The sequence below is a fragment of the Sphingobium fuliginis genome (assembly GCF_004152845.1).
GTDB classification, from domain to species: domain Bacteria; phylum Pseudomonadota; class Alphaproteobacteria; order Sphingomonadales; family Sphingomonadaceae; genus Sphingobium; species Sphingobium fuliginis.
Map to the genome: position 1 here is coordinate 240,886 of NZ_SEON01000001.1, position 15,673 is coordinate 256,558.

A 15,673-nucleotide genomic window follows, 5' to 3' on the forward strand; every position below is an offset into this window, starting at 1 on the left:
CGTCTGCGGGGAATGGCCTGAATTTGCCCCTCCCCCACACCCCCACTGCACCATAATGAGAAACGCCCCGGTTAATTCGATTTCCACCAGCGCCAACAGGAGCTAATATGACGTCAAAGCGATAAGGCGATATGGCGTCGACACATTCTTCCGAAACCCTGCATGCGACCAGCGTGGCGATTGACGGCCGGGCCGTGCTGCTCTGCGGCCCCAGCGGCATGGGCAAGTCCGACCTGGCGCTGCGCCTGATCGATCGCGGCGCCGTGCTGGTGAGCGACGACTATACCCGCCTGCTGGAGATCGAAGGGCGCCTGTTCGCCCGCGCGCCCGACCGGATCGTCGGCATGATGGAGGTGCGCGGCCTGGGGCTGGTCGACATGCCCCATGCGGACAACGCCCCGGTCGCGCTGGCGGTCGACCTCAGCGACGACGTGGAGCGAATGCCGCCGGAAACCGCGCAACGGTCCATCGCCGGGGTCGCAATCCCCGTGGTCCGGCTCGCCCCGTTCGAAGCATCCGCCCCGATCAAGGTGGAACTCGCCGTCCGGACCCTGGGCCTCGGGAGCATGGACCCGTTGTGAGCCTGGAAACGCCGAAGACCATCCTGCTCGTGTCCGGCCTGTCAGGCGCGGGCAAGACGACCGCGCTCAAGACGCTGGAGGATATGGGCTGGGAAGTGGTCGACAACCTGCCGCTGGTGCTGCTCGACCGCCTGCTCGACACCCCCCTGCCGGAGGGGCATGAGGAAGGGACGGACCGTCCTCTGGCGCTGGGCATCGACGCGCGCACCCGCGGCTTCGACGCCGCCGCCATCGTCCAGCGGATCAAGGCCCTGCGCGCTCGCCACGGCCATGATGTGGAAACGCTGTTCCTCGACTGCTCCGGCGAGGAGCTGGAGCGTCGTTTCGCGGAAACCCGCCGCCGCCATCCGCTGGCCACCGACCGCCCCGCCCGCCATGGCATCGCCCGCGAACGGGAACTGACCGAACCGCTGCGCCGCTGGGCCAATCAGGTGATCGACACCAGCAGCCTCACCAGCAACGGCCTGCAACAGGAAATCCGCAACCGCTTCTCGCGCGAGGGGCTGTCGGACCCGGTGCTGACCATTATGTCCTTCGGCTATTCGCGCGGCGTGCCGCTCAACGCCGATCTGGTGTTCGACATGCGCTTCCTGCGCAATCCCCATTGGGAGGAGGCGCTGCGGCCGAAGACCGGGCTCGACCCCGCTGTCGCCGCCTATATCATGGAAGATCCCGCCTATGATGAGGCGGTCGGGCGCATCGAACACTTGCTGGCCCTGCTGCTGCCCCGCTATGCGGAGGGCGGAAAAAGCTACATTACCGTGGCCTTTGGCTGTACGGGCGGCCGCCATCGGTCGGTCCATGTGGCCGAACGCGTCGCCAGATGCTTGCAAGATGCGGGCTTTTCGCCCACGGTCTCGCACCGCAATATGGAATCAGCGCCCCAGGACGCCCTGGAGAAGCGCAGACCGGGAGGCCCGAAAGCGTAATCCATGAAGAACAGGTGGGCCACGTAAGCAAGATGATTGGACTGGTACTCGTCACCCATGGGGCGCTGGCGACGGAATTCGTCGTCGCGATGGAGCATGTGGTCGGTCCGCAGCAGCAGATCGAGACCATCTGCATCGGGCCTGAGGACGATATGGAGATGCGCCGCGCCGACATCGCCAATGCGGTGGCGCGCGTCAACGACGGGTCCGGGGTGATCCTGCTGACCGACCTGTTCGGCGGCACCCCCTCCAACCTCGCCATCTCCCTGCTGAAGGCGGGCGAGATAGAGGTGATCGCGGGCATCAACCTGCCCATGCTGATCCGCCTGGAAAGCGCGCGCAAGGTCATGGACGTGCGCCAGGCCGTCGCCGCCGCGCGGGAAGCGGGTCAGAAATATATCAGCGTTGCATCGGAACTGTTGGGCAGCACCACATGAGCGAAATCAGCCAGGAAGTCAGGATCAGCAACCGCCGGGGCCTCCACGCCCGCGCCAGCGCGAAATTCGTGACCCTGGCCAGCGGCCTTCCCGCGCAGATCACCGTGCGCAAGGACGGCAGCGAAGTCACCGGAACCTCCATCATGGGCCTGATGATGCTGGGCGCGGCGATGGGGGACAGCATCGTCATCAGCGCCACCGGTCCCGAGGCAGCCGATTCGCTGGGCAAGCTGGTGACGCTGGTCGAGGATAAATTTGGCGAGGAATAAGGCCGGTCGAGCCTGCTAAGCCTTTGTCAAACATCGGCAAGCGACTATCACAGGATAATATCGAACGGGAATCGCGGGGCGCAGGAAGGGCGCGCCGCCGGTTGAGGATAGTTGGCAATGCTCGATCCAAAGCTGATGGACGAACCGGCGCGTCTCGCCGCGCTGAACCGGTACGAAGTTCTGGATACGCCAAGGGAATCCTCCTTCGACCGCATCACCGATCTGGTCCGCAGCATCCTGGGCGTGCCGATTTCGGCCGTCTCGCTGGTCGATACCGATCGGCAGTGGTTCAAGTCGCTGGCCGGCCTCGACGAAAGCGAAACCGCCCGCGACATCGCCTTTTGCGACCACACCATCCGCCAGCGGGCGCCGATGGTCATTACCGACGCCAAGGAGGATGCCCGCTTCCGCGACAATCCGCTGGTGACGGGCGATCCCAACATCCGCAGCTATGCCGGCATCCCGCTGGAAACGCCGGACGGCTATAATATCGGTTCGCTCTGCGCGATCGACACCGTGCCGCGCGAATTCGACCCGGCGCAGATCGCCATCCTCAAGAACCTCGCCGCGCTGGTGGTTGAGCAGCTCGAACTGCGCCGCATCGCGGAGCGCGATCATCTGACCGGCGCGCTCAGCCGCCGGGCCTTTCTCACCGAAATGAACCGCGCCATCGCCCTGTTCGAACGGCATGAGCGGCCCTCCAGCCTGCTGCTGTTCGACATCGACCATTTCAAGCATATCAACGACACCTACGGTCATCCCGCTGGCGACCAGGTGATCCGCGGCATCGCCCGGCTCTGCGCCGGCCTGCAACGCCCCAGCGATTCGCTCGGGCGGCTGGGCGGCGAGGAATTCGGCATATTGCTGCCCGAAACGGCGGAGGACGATGCCGCAAGGGCGGCGCAGCGCTTCTGCGACGCGATCGCCGCTGCGGAAATGCCCGGCACGCCGCCGCTGCGCGCCACCGTCAGCTTCGGCGTGGCGGAACTGCGCGGCGACTGGCCGACAGGCGAAAGCTGGCTGGCGGTCGCGGACATGGCGCTCTACGAAGCCAAGCGCTCCGGCCGCAACCGCGTCGCCGTCGCCCGGCACGGCGCCTCCCAGGCGACCTGAGATAGGGGATCCGGTTTAACGCCTGCCGGCAGCAAGGCCAAATCCCCACCCTGCCAAGCCCCCTACCCTTTTCCCCTCTCCCCCTATAGAGAGGCCGTTTCGGCGGACCTGCAAAAAGGGCAAGAGACAGCATCGTGGCGCGAGAAATCACCGGATTTTCCAACCCGCTGGTGAAGCGCGTCCGTTCCCTGCGGGAGAAGAAGTTCCGCAAGGCGGAGGGACTCTTCCTGGCCGAAGGGCTGCGCATCCTGACCGAAGCGCGCGAGGAAGGCGTGCTGCCCGAAATGCTGTTCCACGCCGGTTCCACCCACCCCCTCGCCGCCGATCTGATCGCGGCGATGGAGGCGGCGGGCGGCGACGTGATAGAGACGACGCCCGACATCCTCTCCAAGATCAGCGGCAAGGATAATCCGCAGGCGGTGGTCGGCGTCTATCGCGACCGCTTGACCCCGCTGGCGAAGCTCGACCGGAGCAGGGCCGACATCTGGATCGTCGCCCAGTCGCTGCGCGATCCCGGCAATCTGGGCACGATCCTGCGCACTGGCGATGCGGTCGGCGCGGGCGGTCTGATCCTGATCGACGATTGCGTCGACCCCTTCTCCGTCGAATCCGTGCGGGCCAGCATGGGCGCCCTTTTCACCCAAAGCATCACCCAGGCGCGCTGGGGCGAGTTCATGCACTGGCTGCGCCAGGGGCCGGGCGAGCTGATCGGCACCAGCCTGAAGGCCACGCACGACTATCAGGAACCTCGCTACCAGAGCCCCAGCTTCCTGCTGGTCGGCAACGAGGCGCAGGGCCTGCCCGAAAGCTATGAAGCCGAATGCGACCTGCTGGTGAAGATGCCGATGCTGGGCAAGGCCGACAGCCTGAACGCGGCGGTCGCCTGCGCGGTGATGGCCTATGAATTGCTGAACCAGAAGCGGGCGGGGAAATGACGACGATGGGGGGCGTGCAAGCGGTGGAAGCAGGGGCCAGGGAAATGGGCGGCATGGGCGCGATGCTGCGCCACAAGCGGGTGCTGGCGGCCAGCCTGATCGGCACGGCCGTCGAATTCTACGACTTCTATATCTACGCGACCGCCGCCAGCCTGGTCTTCGGGCCGCTCTTCTTCCCCGCCTCCTCCCCCTCGGCACAATTGCTCGCCGCCTATGGCAGCCTCGCCCTCGCCTTCTTCGCCCGGCCCCTGGGCGCGGCGGTGTTCGGCCATTATGGCGACCGCATCGGGCGGAAGGCGACGCTGGTGACGTCGCTGATGCTGATGGGCGGATCGACGCTGGCGATCGGATTCCTGCCGACCTATCAGAGCATCGGCTGGTGGGCGCCGCTGATCCTCTGCCTCCTGCGCTTCGGACAGGGTTTCGGCCTTGGCGGCGAATGGGGCGGCGCGGCCTTGCTGGCGGTGGAGAATGCGCCTCCGGGATGGCGGGCGCGCTTCGGCATGTTCCCGCAATTGGGCGCGCCGGTGGGCTTCCTCGCCGCCAACGGGCTGTTCCTGTTGCTGGGCATGTTCCTCACTGACAAGGATTTCTTCGCCTGGGGCTGGCGCCTGCCCTTCCTGGGCAGCGCGGTGCTGGTGATCCTGGGCCTGTGGATTCGTCTGAAGCTCACCGAAACCCCCGAATTCGCCGCCGCTCGGGCCGAAGCACCGCCGCCCGCCGTGCCGCTCGCCACGCTGTTCAAGAGCCATTTGGGCGCGGCCGTCGCGGGCACCTTCGCCTGCGCCGCCTGTTTCGCCGTCTATTATATCGCGACCGCCTTCGCCCTCGGCTATGGCACCACCACGCTCAGGATCGACCGCGAAACCTTCCTCGCCATCCAATTGGGCGCGATCCTGTTCATGGCGTTCAGCATCATCGTCGCCGGCTGGTGGTCGGACAGGAGCAGCCCGACCCGCGTGCTGGTCGCCGGCTGCGTCGGCACGGTGGCGATGGGCGTGATCTTCGGTCCCGCCATGGGCACCGGGCAATTGCTGCCGATCTTCCTGATCCTCAGCCTCGCCCTGTTCCTGATGGGCTTCGTCTATGGGCCGCTCGGCGCCTATCTGCCGCATCTCTTCCCGGTGCAGCTTCGCTATACCGGCGCGTCCTTCGCCTTCAACCTGGGCGGCATCATCGGCGGCGCGCTGGCGCCCATCGTCGCGACCTGGCTGATCCAGGTCCAGGGCGTCGAGCTGGTCGGCCTCTATATGTCGGCAGCGGCAGCGCTCAGCCTGATCGGCCTCTGGTTCACGAGTCGCCAATAGGCTTGCGCATCAGGATCAGCGGCACGCCGCTATCCTCGAACGCCCGCACGTCGACGAAGCCGAAGCTGCGGTAAAGCGGCACGCCCGCCATGGTGGCGGACAGTTCCAGCGCCGCGAAGCCCTCCGCCCGCGCCGCCGCCTCGCAGAGGGAGAGGATCAGCGTGCCCACGCCCTTCCGCACATGATCGGGATGGGTGTACATGGCCCGCACCCTGGCGGCCTCCGTCGCCGGATCGAGCAGCCGGTCGTCCCGCCCCGCGCTATGGTCGCCGCCATAGGCCGTGGCGCGCCGACTCCAGCCGCCGCAACCGGCAATCTCCCCCCGATCCTCGATCACGAAATAGGTGCCGTCGCTGATCAACCGGCTGTCCAGCCCCATGAAGCCATGGCTGGCCTTCACCTGTTCCGGTGTCAGGAAACCGGATTGCAGACGGTCGATGGCCAGGGTCATCAGTTCCAGCAGCGCCGGTTCGTCGGCCGGGGTGGCGATACGGTGGAAAAGCGGCATGGACTGGCACCGATAAAAGGCAGAAGGGCGGCGACGGCTCGTGCCGTTCGCCGCCCTTCCCGTTGCAAGACAGGCAGGCCGGAAGGCCTGTCCGCCTTTTTTCAAAAGGTGACGTTCACCCGCGCATAATAATAGCCGCCATTGATGCCGAAGGGCGAGATGGTCGGATATTTGCTGGTCGAATAGCCGCGTTCGCCATTGGCGAGTTCCGCGTTGCGGATGAACTCCTTGGACCGCTGGGTCGGATATTTGTTGAACAGATTGTTCGCACCGATGGAAAGCTTGATCGGCTTGGCGATCTGGTAGCCAAGTTCGAGGTCGGTGATGAACGCCTCCTTGACCGGCACCTTGATGAGGTCGCCGGCATCCGGGCCGCTGCGCGCGGTTTCCAGCGTATAAACCTGCGAATAATAGCTTTCGCGCAGGTTGGCGGAGAATTTGCCCCAGGTCCAGAAGGCGTTGAACGTGCCCCGGAAGCGCGGCGTGCTGTGCTCCAGCTCCACTTCGCTCGACGCGTCGATAAGGCGCGTCAGCTCGGGATTGACGGTGCTGGAATAGAGCGCGGAAGGAAGCGGATTGATGCCCAGGACCTTGTTGGCGTTGTAATTGCCGGTGAAGGTCAGGTCGAGCTTGCCCATTTCGCCAAGGTCGGTGACATAGCTCGCCACCAGGTCGACACCCCGGGTCCGCATCTTCACGCCGTTGACGAAGCTCTGCACCGACACTCCGCCCTCGGTGTTGCGGTCGACGCCATTGTCCGCGAACAGCACATAGGCCGGGATCGCGTCCGCCGTCCTCCAGTCCGTCACCGTGCTGCTGCCGCCCAGCGCCGCGTTCACCGCGCTCAGCACCGCCAACTGGTTGTAGATGGCATATTGGTCCGCATCGAAGGGCAGGCAGGCCGCCGCATTGCCGCCCGCATAACCCGCCGGGCAGCGATTGCCGGTAAAGCCGGAGAAGGCCGTGGAGGTCATGATGCGGTTGCGGATCGTGATCTGATAGGCGTCCAGCGTGATCGTGAAGTTGCGCGCCGGGTTGATGACCGTACCCAGGCTGAAGTTGGTCGACTTTTCAGGCTTGAGGCCGCCAAAGCCCAGCGACGCCGCGGCGGACGATGCGGGCGGAAGCACGCCGCCGATGAAGCCCGGTCCGACGTTCAGGCCGGAATAGCCTCCTTCGGCCAGGGTCGGCGCGCGGAAGCCGGTGCTGACCGTGCCGCGCAACGCAAAGGCGTCGGAGAAGTCATAGCGGCTGGTCAGCTTGAAGACGGTCGTGTCGCCGAAATCGCTATAATGTTCGTGGCGGACCGCGCCGTCCACCAGCCAGTTTTCCAGCGGCTTGAGGCTGATGTCCAGATATTGCGAGAAATTGTCCCGCTTGTACTTGCCCGCGTCATTGGGGCTGTAGCCGAAGAAGGACTGCGCACCGCCGCCATAATAGGAGGCCGGATCGCCGGCCCGGATGCCATAGGTCTCATGCCGGAATTCCAGGCCCGCCGCGATGTTGACCGGTTCCGAAAGCCCAATGTCCACGGCATGCGTCAGGTCGAGCGTGTTGCTCCACTGGGTGTTGAAGAAGTCGCCATTGTGGAAGGTTTCGGGCGTGAAGCCGGTATCGGCGTAGAGCTGGGCATTGGCCGAATGATAGACATAGACCTTGACCAGATCCTTGCCATAGGTGGACGCCAGGTCGAACGTCGTGTCCCCCAATGTGCCGCGGAAACCGCCGGTCACCGAATAATCGGTCTCGTCGATGCGCTCCTGCGGCTGGAAGCCGCCGGCATAATAGGGCACGCCGCCAGCGCTGACGACGGTCGTCGGCGGGCGCGTATTCTCATAGGCGGCGGCCTTCTTATGGCCGTAGCTGCCGAAGCTGTAGATTTCATAGTCGCCGAATTCATAGCCGGCATTGTAGTTCACGACCGTCTGGTCGATGTGCGGGTCGCCTATGATCCGGTTCGTATAGGGATAGCCGGGCAGGTTCCTGATTTCGGGATAGGTGTTGGACAGGTTGATCGATTGCGGGTTGATGTCGCCCCGGAAGCTGAAGCCCTTGTGCTTCTTCTGCGCCGATATGTTCAGATAAGCGCCGTCGAAGGGCGCCAGGCCGATATTGCCGCCGATCGCATAGGTCTTGCCGCCCTGGTCGTAATATTCGCCGCCGGTCGCATTGATCGAGCCGCCATGGTCGGCCTTCTTCTGGAGGAAGTTGATGACGCCCGCGATCGCGTCCGTGCCATATTGCGCCGCCGCGCCGTCCTGCAGCACTTCCACGCGCTCGATCGATTCGGGCAGGATGAAGCTGACGTCCGGAGCGGCACTGCCGCCATAGGGGCCACCGGCGACCGAGACGTTGGCGGTGCCGTGACGCCGCTTGCCGTTGACCAGGACCAGCGTGTGGTTGGGGCTGAGGCCGCGCAGCTTCATCTGCAGGTTATGCGCCTGAAGGTCGCTGCCGAAGGATTGCGCCTGGACGGAGGGAAGCTGCTGCGCCAGGCTCTGCATCAGGTCCGGGGAGCCCGTGCGCTGCAACGTGTCCGCGCCCAGGAGCTGGATCGGCGCCGGGCTGTCGGCCACCTTCATCCCGGTCAGGCGGGTGCCGGTGACGATGATCGCCGCGCCATCCGTGGCGGAGGCCGCTTGCGGATCGGTCTGTGCGTAAACTGTTGCTGAAGAAGACAGCGCAATAATCATGGCTGCGCGAGAAACGAAACTCTTTTGGTTCATGAACCAGCCCCCTTGCTTCGTTATGAAGAGAGCCTCTCCCGACAGATATTTTCTTGTTCTTACCTGAACAGTTCGTTCAAATCCTTTGAGCTACGATGATCCTGCTCCAGAGCCGCAGGCTTGGATCTTCGAAATATTGAGCAATCTCTGGAAACGGAACGCTGACACAAAACCGCCATCAAAGAAAAACGAATTTCTGCTGCGGCGCAAAATCATGGCTGACGGGGAAAGGGGAAATCCCCGCAATTCCGGATCAAATCATTGATGCATAAAGAAAAAGGCGGCACCCCCATGGGATGCCGCCTGTCTCTTTTTTACAACTGTCAAGACAGTATGAAAGCGATCAATCCTCGCTGCGCACTTCACGGCGCTCGGCAATGCGAGCGCGCTTGCCGGTGCGGCCGCGCAGATAATAGAGCTTCGCGCGACGCACCACGCCCTTGCGGACGACAGTGATCGAATCGATGTTCGGCGAATAGAGCGGGAAGACGCGCTCCACGCCCTCACCGAAGCTGATCTTGCGCACGGTGAAGTTGCTGCCCATGCCCTTGTTCGAGCGGGCGATGCAGACGCCTTCGTAATTCTGGACGCGGCTGCGGTCGCCTTCGACGACCTTCACGCCGACGCGCAGCGTGTCGCCGGGGCGGAATTCCGGAATATCCTTGGCGAGGGCCGCGATGTTCTCGGCCTCGATCTGCTGGATCAGGTTCATGACTTCAAGTCCTACTTTTCGCGTTGCGCACCAGAGGGCGGCTGGTCCCGAACGCCGATATGACGTTCCCAAAGGTCCGGCCGCCTTAGCCGTGTGTCATCCTCCGCCCTTTGTTTCCGCCAGGCGGCGATCTTCGCATGATCCCCCGATCGCAACACTTCGGGGATCATACGCCCTTCCCATATAACGGGCCGGGTGTAGTGGGGATATTCGAGAAGGCCGCTTTCGAAGCTCTCTTCATCCCCACTGGAAGCGGCGCCCATTACCCCAGGAAGCAGGCGGATGCAAGCATCCAGCAGCATCAGGGCGCCCATTTCTCCGCCGGAAAGGATGATGTCGCCCATGCTGATCTGCTCGACGGGCCGGGCGTCGAAAATCCGCTCGTCAAATCCCTCGAACCGGCCGCAGAGGATGGTGGCTCCGGGACCGGCGGCAAGCTGGCGGATGCGCCCCTGGGTGATCGGCGCGCCGCGCGGCGTCATGGCGATGACGGGCAGGTCGGGGCGCTTTTCCAGCGCATGATCGATGGCAAGGCCAAGTATGTCGGCCCGCAACACCATGCCCGCCCCGCCGCCCGCGGGCGTATCGTCCACGGTGCGATGCCTGTCCGTGGCGAAGTCGCGAATGTGGATGGGATCGCAGCCCCATTTCCCCTCCGCCAGCGCCCGCCCGGCCAGCGACACGCCCAGCGGCCCAGGAAACATCTCCGGGTAGAGCGTCAATATCTGCGCCTGAAAGCTCATGCCTTGCGCGCCTTGAACCAGGCGCCCGTCATGCCGCCCAGCAGCGACACCCCGCCGCCCAGCATCAGCGCGATGCCGATGGCGCACAGCAGGTCCGCGAAGGGCCGGTCCGGCTGCACCAGCGCGGGCAGCAGGAACAGCATCGGAATGGGAACGACCATCGCCACGCCCGCGGCGATCTTGAGCGCCCGCGACCAGGACATGGTGAAGAGACGCCAGCCGGCGGCGACCATCAGGAGCAGATAGAGAGCGGCAAGGATTTTCGGCATGGTTCGCGCCCTCTTAATGCCTCCGATTGATCTACAAGCTGCTCCTGCGAAGGCGGGAGCCTGGTTCCACCGTCCGATCTGGGCTCCTGTCTTCGCGGGAGCACGGCGGTTCAATTGCCCTGGCGAACGAAGCTCAAGCCGCAAACGCGGCCTCTATGACCGCCCGCTCATCCGCAATGGTCACCGCATGCATCGGCGCCATGAAACGCTTGCCGTTGGGCCGCTCCACCTCGATGATGTCGCCGGCGCCGAAATTCTCGACCGCCACGACATGGCCCAGCCCTTCGCCATCGCTGGAGAAGCAGGGCAGATCGATCAGGTCGGCATGATAATATTCGCCCTCCCCCAAGGGGGGCAAAGCCGAACGGGGAACGGTCAGTTCCGTGCCGCGCAGCGCCTCCGCCGCGGAGCGATCGCCGACTTCGGCAAAGCGGGCGACCGCGCCGTTCGGGCCGGGGCGCACCGACTTCAACGTCAGCCTGCGCCCCGCCGCATCGAAGCCGTCATAGGATTTCAGGGCCTCAGCCCCCTCCCCGAACAGCTTCAGACGGACCTCGCCCGTCACTCCATGCGCGCCGATGATGACGGCAAGCGTGACGGGCTTGTCGGTCAAAGGGCTCAGCCTTCAGCCGATTCTTCAGCCGGAGCGGCTTCTTCCGCCGGTGCTTCGGCGGCCGGAGCGGCAGCGGCCTCGGCGGCGGCCGCCTTGGCGGCTTCGGCGGCTTCAGCGGCTTCCGCAGCCTTGGCGGCGCGGTCTTCGGCGCGATCCTTGGCCTTCTGACCCGGCTCGGCCTTCTTCGGGTTGTTGCGGGCGGCGCGTTCCTTCACGCCGGCAGCATCCAGGAAGCGGGCCACGCGGTCGGTCGGCTGCGCGCCGGCGGCAACCCAGTGCTTCGCGCGCTCGACGTTCAGAACGACGCGCTTCTCGTCGCCCTTGGGCAGGACGGGGTTGTAGCTGCCGATGCGCTCGATGAACTTGCCGTCACGCGGGGCGCGGCTGTCCGCCACGACGATGCGGTAATAGGGACGCTTCTTCGAACCGCCGCGCGAAAGACGAATGGACGTTGCCATGAAACCTGACCTTACCTTTCTGTACCAAATTACGTGTTTTTCAATTCGTCATCCCAGCTTGCGCCAATGACGAGCAGCTTCACTTCTTCATGAAATTCTGAAAGCCGGGCGGCAGGTTCGGCATATTGCCCCCCAGTCCCGGCAAACCCTGCGGAGGCGCGCCGCCACCGCCCAGCATCCCATCCAGCCCACCACCGGTGAACATCTTGGCCAGCCCTTTCAGGCCGCCCATCTTGCGGATCTTCTTCATCGCCGTTTCCATCTCCTGATGCATTTTCAGGAGCCTGTTGACTTCCTGCACGGTCGTGCCGGAACCCTTGGCGATACGGATCTTGCGCTTGGCGTTGATCAGGGCGGGCTTCTCCCGCTCCTTGGGGGTCATCGACCCGATCATCGCGTCGAGATGGATCAGCGTCTTGTCGTTGGCGCCGCTCTGAGCCATCGCCGCCTGCGCCTTCTTGAGGCCCGGCAGCATGCCCGCCAGCGCGCCAAGACCGCCCATGCGGCGCATCTGGTTGAGCTGGGCGCGCAGGTCGTTCATGTCGAACTGACCCTTGGCCATCTTCTTGGCAAGCTTGTCGGCTTCCTCGGCGTCGATGGTCTCGGCCGCCTTCTCGACCAGCGAGACGACGTCGCCCATGCCCAATATGCGCTGCGCCACGCGGGCCGGATGGAACGGCTCGATCGCGTCCAGCTTTTCGCCGGTACCCGCGAACTTGATCGGACGGCCGGTAACGGCGCGCATCGAGAGCGCCGCGCCGCCGCGCGCATCGCCGTCCATCCGGGTCAGCACCACGCCGGTCAGCGGCACCTGCGCGGTGAAGCTGGTCGCGACATTCACCGCGTCCTGACCGGTCAACGAGTCGACCACCAGCAGGATTTCCGCCGGGCTGGAGACTTCGGCCACCGCCTTCATCTCGTCCATCAGCGCCTGGTCGACATGCAGCCGGCCTGCGGTGTCGAGCATCACCACGTCGAAACCCTGGAGCTTCGCCGCCTGCAACGCCCGCCTGGCGATGTCGACCGGCTGCTGCCCCGGCACGATGGGCAGGGTCGCCACGTCGGTCTGCGTGCCCAGCACCGCCAACTGCTCCTGCGCGGCGGGTCGCTGGACGTCGAGCGACGCCATCAGCACCTTCTTGCGCTCTTTTTCCTTCAGGCGCTTGGCGATCTTCGCGGTGGAGGTGGTCTTGCCCGAACCCTGCAGGCCGACCATCATGATGACGGCGGGCGGGGTCACGTCGATCAGCAGGTCGGACGATTCCGAACCCAGCGTCTCGGTCAGCGTGTCCGAGACGATCTTGACGACCATCTGCCCCGGCGTGACCGATCGCAGCACATCGCTGCCGACCGCGCGCTCGGTCGCCTGATCGACGAACTGGCGCACCACCGGAAGCGCGACGTCGGCCTCCAGCAGCGCGATTCGCACCTCGCGCATCGCGGCGCGGACATCGTCCTCCGTCAGCGCACCGCGCCCACGCAGCTTGTCGAATACCCCACCCAGACGATCGCTTAGCGAATCGAACATCATCACCTCAATTTGGGCCGAAAGGCCCGGAAAACCTTGCTTACCCCGTCAAACGACAAAATCGCCGGCGGGCGAAACCTCGCCGGCCAGCGTCCATCCGGTACTCCTCTTGAGTGCCATGGATCTGTCAGGGTATCGGACGGCAAACCATCCGACTGCTGGCGCGCCCTTAGCGCAAGGGCGCGCCCGACGCAACCGAAAGCGGCTCAGCCGGCCAGGGCGGAAGCCAGCCAGAGGACAGGCCGCGTCGCCGCCAGGACCGGCACGGCCAGTCCCTCCGCCAGAATCGCCGCAGCGCCCACGGCATAGGCGGGATGCACCCCGCCCCGCGTGGCGAGGTCATGGACCATGCCGGCCGCGACGAACAGCATCTGCCCGCTCATCACCGCCAGCCCGCCCCAGGGGCCAAGCAGCGGCATCGGCAGGATGCGTCCGAAGGCAGGCCCGATGATCGCCACCATGGCGCACAGCATCAGCCGCCGATGCCATTCGGTCCGTCGGCGCATCCGGATGGCGCCCGTCAGCAGGGCGGCGAAGACCAGCAGTTCCAGCAGGCTCAGCGCCAGGAAGATCGGCGGCGTGAAGAAGGGCGGCACCCGGTCCAGCACGACCGCCATGCTCATGGTCAGGATGCCCAGCGGCACCATCGCCGTGGCCAGGCCTACGGCCACCCATCCCATGCGCCGATGCAGCGCCATCGACCCGCGATGGGCAAAGGCGTTCTGCATGACGAACAGCAATGTCCAGCCGACGAACACCGCGCCGTGGACATGCACCCAATAGGGCACGCGCGCCACATCCACCATTCCGCGCAGCGCGTAGGAGCCGAAGCCCCCGATCACCGTCGCCGCGATGGCGACCGACATTCCCAGGTAAAAGCCATTTTCCCGCACGGACGCGGGAACGGTCGACGCAGCAGCATCCATGGGACGCCTTCCCCCTTTTCAAGAAGATTTAAGCCGTCGCGACCTTTGTTTGCGTCCCTGTAACAGAATATCAGGGGAGTCGCGAGAGGTGGCCCGGCGCTGCCTTACATTTGTAAAACCCCTTGCCAGCAGCTTCGGCAGCGGCAAGGTGCGCCGTGCAGAGAGGGGAATCAGGACATGGGTTGGACGCGCCGCAAGCCGATGGAGGCGATGATGCCCTCGCATGAGGGGCAAAGGCTGGCGCGCACCTTGTCCTGGCCGCACCTGCTGGCGCTGGGCGTGGGGGCCATCGTCGGCACCGGCATATTGACGCTGATCGGCGTCGGCGCGGACCGGGCGGGTCCAGCCGTGCTGCTGTCCTTCGCCATTGCCGGCGCGATCTGCGCCTGCGCGGCGCTGGCCTATGCCGAACTCTCCACCATGATGCCGGCCGCCGGCAGCGCGTACAGCTACAGCTATGTCGTGCTGGGCGAAGGCATTGCGTGGATCGTCGGATGGAGCCTGATCCTCGAATATTCGCTGGTCGTGTCGACCGTGGCGGTGGGCTGGTCCGGCTATGCCGCACCCCTGCTGACATCGGCGGGCTTCCCGGACCTGTTGACCAGGGGGCCGGAACTTGGCGGCCTGGTCAATGCGCCCGCCATCTTCATCATCGCCGTGGTCGCCGGCCTGTTGATGCTCGGCACGCATGAAAGCGCGCGGCTGAACTCGTTGCTGGTGGTGATCAAGATCGCGACGCTCAGCCTGTTCGTCGCCATCGCCCTGCCCGCCTTCGACGCCCAGAACCTTCAGCCTTTCATGCCCTTCGGCTTCGCCAAGTCGATGGCGCCGGACGGCGTCGAGCGCGGCGTCATGGCCGCGGCGGCGATCATCTTCTTCGCCTTCTACGGCTTCGACGCCATCTCCACCGCGGCGGAGGAGGCGAAGAACCCGGACCGCGACCTTGCCATCGGCATCGTCGGATCGCTGGTCGCCTGCACGCTGATCTATGTGCTCGTGGCGGCGGCGGCGGTCGGGGCGATGCCCTTCACCCGCTTTGCCGGCAGTCCCGAACCGCTGGCGCTGATCCTGCGTGAAATGGGCCAGGGACAGGTGGCGCGAATCGTCGCCATCGCGGCGGTCATCGCCCTTCCCACGGTGCTGCTGGGCTTCCTCTACGGCCAGAGCCGCATCTTCCTCGTCATGGCCCGCGACGGCTTCCTGCCGCAAAGGCTGGCGCTGATCTCCCGGCGCGGGACGCCCGCCCGGATCACCGCCGTCACCGCCCTGCTGGTCGCGATCATCGCCGGCCTGCTGCCCATCGACGAGATCGCAGCGCTGGCCAATGCGGGAACGCTGATCGCCTTCACCGCCGTGGGCGCATGCCTGCTGATCCTGCGCCGGCGCATGCCCGACATGAGGCGCCCCTTCCGCACCCCGGCCGGATGGCTGGTCGGGCTCGGCGCCATCGGCGGCTGCGCCTATCTGTTCATCAGCCTGCCGGCGAAGACCATCCTCGCCTGCCTCCTCTGGAACGCCATCGGTCTGGCCGTCTATTTCCTCTATGGCCGCAGGCGCGCCGCACTGAACGCGGGATAGGCTGGTCTTTTGCCGGCACAGGCCTTACATGCGCGCCCATC

General features: G+C 65.3%; 17 protein-coding genes. 8 read left to right on the forward strand and 9 right to left on the reverse strand.

The features are described from left to right. Positions 1 to 131 precede the first annotated feature (131 nt). The 7 genes from EWH10_RS01305 to EWH10_RS01335 all read left to right on the forward strand — a co-directional run bounded on the left by EWH10_RS01305 (position 132) and on the right by EWH10_RS01335 (position 5,571). Complete coding sequence (locus tag EWH10_RS01305; RefSeq protein WP_025547576.1) at positions 132 to 581, forward strand: HPr kinase/phosphorylase; 450 nt, start codon at positions 132 to 134, stop codon at positions 579 to 581. After that, positions 578 to 1,510, forward strand: coding sequence for an RNase adapter RapZ (rapZ, locus tag EWH10_RS01310; protein ID WP_130029759.1), 933 nt, complete (start codon positions 578 to 580; stop codon positions 1,508 to 1,510). The genes EWH10_RS01305 and rapZ overlap by 4 nt, the downstream gene beginning before the upstream one ends. 32 nt (positions 1,511 to 1,542) lie before the next feature. Beyond that, positions 1,543 to 1,947 (forward strand): PTS sugar transporter subunit IIA, encoded by a 405-nt coding sequence (locus EWH10_RS01315; protein ID WP_025547579.1) that lies wholly within the window; start codon positions 1,543 to 1,545, stop codon positions 1,945 to 1,947. Next, the gene (locus tag EWH10_RS01320; RefSeq protein WP_025547580.1) at positions 1,944 to 2,216 is read left to right on the forward strand and encodes an HPr family phosphocarrier protein; all 273 of its coding nucleotides are present in this window, start codon (positions 1,944 to 1,946) and stop codon (positions 2,214 to 2,216) included. Before EWH10_RS01315 ends, EWH10_RS01320 begins: the two co-directional genes overlap by 4 nt. 117 nt (positions 2,217 to 2,333) lie before the next feature. Continuing rightward, the gene (locus EWH10_RS01325; protein ID WP_044662705.1) at positions 2,334 to 3,329 is read left to right on the forward strand and encodes a sensor domain-containing diguanylate cyclase; all 996 of its coding nucleotides are present in this window, start codon (positions 2,334 to 2,336) and stop codon (positions 3,327 to 3,329) included. A gap of 134 nt (positions 3,330 to 3,463) precedes the next feature. Continuing rightward, complete coding sequence (locus tag EWH10_RS01330; protein ID WP_044662706.1) at positions 3,464 to 4,264, forward strand: TrmH family RNA methyltransferase; 801 nt, start codon at positions 3,464 to 3,466, stop codon at positions 4,262 to 4,264. Between the two features lie 44 nt (positions 4,265 to 4,308). Then, a complete protein-coding gene (locus tag EWH10_RS01335) occupies positions 4,309 to 5,571 on the forward strand; it encodes an MFS transporter (protein WP_130029832.1) in 1,263 nt (420 codons plus the stop codon). Here EWH10_RS01335 and EWH10_RS01340 read toward each other — a convergent pair. From EWH10_RS01340 to EWH10_RS01380, 9 genes are all read right to left on the reverse strand, one after another. After that, entirely contained in the window at positions 5,555 to 6,079 is a 525-nt protein-coding gene (locus tag EWH10_RS01340) for a GNAT family N-acetyltransferase (RefSeq protein WP_044662708.1), read from the reverse strand. The genes EWH10_RS01335 and EWH10_RS01340 overlap by 17 nt on opposite strands. Before the next feature lie 101 nt (positions 6,080 to 6,180). Beyond that, on the reverse strand, positions 6,181 to 8,805 hold the full coding sequence (locus EWH10_RS01345) for a TonB-dependent receptor plug domain-containing protein (protein ID WP_044662709.1): 2,625 nt from the start codon (positions 8,803 to 8,805) through the stop codon (positions 6,181 to 6,183). A gap of 343 nt (positions 8,806 to 9,148) precedes the next feature. Beyond that, positions 9,149 to 9,517 (reverse strand): 50S ribosomal protein L19, encoded by a 369-nt coding sequence (rplS, locus tag EWH10_RS01350; protein ID WP_025547586.1) that lies wholly within the window; start codon positions 9,515 to 9,517, stop codon positions 9,149 to 9,151. 11 nt (positions 9,518 to 9,528) lie between these two features. Beyond that, positions 9,529 to 10,260, reverse strand: a complete 732-nt coding sequence (gene trmD / locus EWH10_RS01355; protein WP_044662710.1) for a tRNA (guanosine(37)-N1)-methyltransferase TrmD — start codon at positions 10,258 to 10,260, stop codon at positions 9,529 to 9,531. Further along, complete coding sequence (locus EWH10_RS01360; RefSeq protein ID WP_044662711.1) at positions 10,257 to 10,529, reverse strand: hypothetical protein; 273 nt, start codon at positions 10,527 to 10,529, stop codon at positions 10,257 to 10,259. The genes trmD and EWH10_RS01360 overlap by 4 nt, the downstream gene beginning before the upstream one ends. A 133-nt stretch (positions 10,530 to 10,662) precedes the next feature. Beyond that, positions 10,663 to 11,142 (reverse strand): ribosome maturation factor RimM, encoded by a 480-nt coding sequence (gene rimM / locus EWH10_RS01365; protein ID WP_025547590.1) that lies wholly within the window; start codon positions 11,140 to 11,142, stop codon positions 10,663 to 10,665. Positions 11,143 to 11,147: 5 nt separating this feature from the next. After that, entirely contained in the window at positions 11,148 to 11,600 is a 453-nt protein-coding gene (gene rpsP, locus EWH10_RS01370) for a 30S ribosomal protein S16 (RefSeq protein WP_025547592.1), read from the reverse strand. 79 nt (positions 11,601 to 11,679) lie between these two features. Beyond that, on the reverse strand, positions 11,680 to 13,131 hold the full coding sequence (ffh, locus tag EWH10_RS01375) for a signal recognition particle protein (protein WP_044662712.1): 1,452 nt from the start codon (positions 13,129 to 13,131) through the stop codon (positions 11,680 to 11,682). A gap of 203 nt (positions 13,132 to 13,334) precedes the next feature. Next, entirely contained in the window at positions 13,335 to 14,054 is a 720-nt protein-coding gene (locus tag EWH10_RS01380; protein WP_044662713.1) for a hypothetical protein, read from the reverse strand. Positions 14,055 to 14,231: 177 nt separating this feature from the next. Between EWH10_RS01380 and EWH10_RS01385 the strand changes: the two genes are divergently transcribed. Then, positions 14,232 to 15,632, forward strand: a complete 1,401-nt coding sequence (locus EWH10_RS01385; RefSeq protein WP_044662714.1) for an amino acid permease — start codon at positions 14,232 to 14,234, stop codon at positions 15,630 to 15,632. The last annotated feature ends 41 nt before the right edge of the window (positions 15,633 to 15,673 follow it).